Origin of the sequence: Mesorhizobium sp. M7A.F.Ca.US.007.01.2.1 (assembly GCF_003998165.1) — a bacterium.
GTDB classification, from domain to species: domain Bacteria; phylum Pseudomonadota; class Alphaproteobacteria; order Rhizobiales; family Rhizobiaceae; genus Mesorhizobium; species Mesorhizobium ciceri.
Window position 1 is genome coordinate 1 of the sequence record NZ_RZQP01000444.1, and the last position, 1905, is coordinate 1905.

Genomic DNA, 1905 nt, shown 5'->3' on the forward strand with positions numbered 1-1905 from the left:
GAAGAACAACGGCGCGGCGAAGACCAGGCTATCGGCACGGTCCCTCATGCGGCCACGGCCTTCGATCAGGTGGCCTCAGTCCTTGACGCCCTGATCGTCTTCGAAGCGGCTGGCGTCACCTTCCGCTAGAAGGATTGTCGCCGCGACGGCACCGACCGCCAGCAGGTCATGACGCTCGCCACAGACGAGTTCATCCGCCGGTTCCTGCTCCATGTCTGCCGCGCGAGTTCCATCGCATCCGCCACTATGGCTTGCTCGCAGGCGGCTCTCGCGAGACTGCCTCGCGCTAGCCCGCCACCTGCTCGCGGCTGCGCCTCCGTCACGAACGATCCGCCGGCGGAACCGGACGCCTTCCGCCCGCAGTCCCCGTGCTGCGGCGGGCGTATGATCTAATAGAGGTGTTCGACCGGTGCCGGCAACCGCGCGGACCGCCAAGCCAAACAGCGACAAACCGGGAGAACGACTCATGACCCGGCATGGCCCCGCTTCCTCGTACGACGGCGCCCTGCCGGCGCGGGTCAACGGGAAGGTATGCGCGCCTCCTATGGCGCCGGTCGTCAGGCACGTGAAGCCCGTCGCAATCACCGCAAGAAGCTCTCCGACCTCGCCCAGAAGCCGCATGCTCGACCAGCCATCAGTGCCCCTGCGGGTGTCCGCGATAGACGCCGGCCCACCCCGAAACAAAAATCCCCATAGCTCACCGCGCCCGGACCCCGGGTTCCGGCATGAGAGGCTTCGTGCACCCGACGGCACCCGAAACCCTTCAGCATGCCAGTCGTTAAGCAGCTGACCGTCCCCGTGCCGCCGGATCATCCCTTCCACATCATCGATCGGAGAACAGCCTGCACATGCTCGGCGAGATCGAGTTCGCCGCGCGCCTCGATCTCTAAAATATATTGGGCCTTGGCCAGGCGATCCCCTTCCCGAACCGCAGCATAGCTGCAGATGGCGAGCAGCGCCCTCTCCTCCTCCCGGCTGGCTCTAGCGGGGTCGCTTTTGCCACCGGCTATTCCGTGCAAGGCTTCGCCGAAGGACAAGTATGCTGCCTTGTGAACTTCAATCAGCATTCGCATATTGTCGGACGGTTCTGGGTCTTGGCCCGGCGGCTCCATGCCGACTGCAGTTGCCGCAACCGTCGAGGTGACGACTGCACTGCTGGATTGGAAGAGCCAAGCGCGACGGTTGATCCTGGACGTGGCGAACTCTCCATTGCTTGGGGGCACTCGAAACGGTGACGTAACATCATCAGACCGTAACACGCCGGTTTGCGCATTTGTGTCAGGATGAAAGGTCCCCTGTCAGCCGACAGCGACTGCGGCTGAGGATGCGCAGCGCCCGCCATCTCGGACAGATGCCGCGCCCTACAAGCCGGGAAGAAGCTTGGATCGGGCCAGGCTAGTCGCGGCAGAGGCGCTTCCATTGAGGCCGTGAAACCTATGCTTCCAAGCGCGGCGGGGAGTCCCAGCGACAAGCCTGCGTTCGGCCGCCACCCTACGGCCGGCGCTGGCTATGTCGGCTGTTGCCGAGCCGCAACGACGGCCACTTAGGCAGCCGTGCCGACCAGCGATGGCGAGTCACCGCAAGCCAGCGCGACGAGATTCTGACGTTGAAGATCCCTCGGCTCGGGCGACAAGATCGATGGCGAAATTCGCACGTTGTAATCGGGACGAAGGACCGATGGGACTACGCGGTCATTGCCTCAGGCGGATTTTTCATCGCTGGAAAAGACAGCATCGTCGTCCCGCTTCGGTATCTGCAAGTCGATGAGGAGCGAAACAGCTTTTACCTGCGCATCTCTAGTGCCGATGTGAACGCCGTTCCGTTGATGCCCGACCAGGAATATCTGTGGCTCGCCGATGAAGCATGGCGGGCGAAGAAAGAAGGGATCTTCCAGAAGTTGATTCC

At 63.1% G+C, this 1905-nt stretch carries 1 protein-coding gene and 2 pseudogenes; 1 reads left to right on the forward strand and 2 read right to left on the reverse strand.

Translation table 11 applies throughout. The annotated features are described in order from the left end of the window. A pseudogene (locus EN949_RS36945) lies at window positions 1-114 on the reverse strand (phosphatidate cytidylyltransferase); the annotation flags it as partial. A 695-nt stretch (window positions 115-809) separates the two neighbouring features. Further along, window positions 810-1067: a hypothetical protein gene (locus EN949_RS36950; protein WP_245460994.1), complete on the reverse strand. Its 258-nt coding sequence runs from the start codon at window positions 1065-1067 to the stop codon at window positions 810-812. A gap of 452 nt (window positions 1068-1519) precedes the next feature. On the opposite strand from EN949_RS36950, the pseudogene EN949_RS34915 reads away from it, so the two are divergent. Beyond that, window positions 1520-1905 (forward strand): annotated as a pseudogene (locus tag EN949_RS34915) (hypothetical protein); the annotation flags it as partial.

Coding starts and splice junctions, on each gene's coding strand:
- EN949_RS36950 (WP_245460994.1), bottom strand. CDS start 1,067: ATGCTGATTGAAGTTCACAAGGCAGCATACTTGTCCTTCGGCGAAGCC.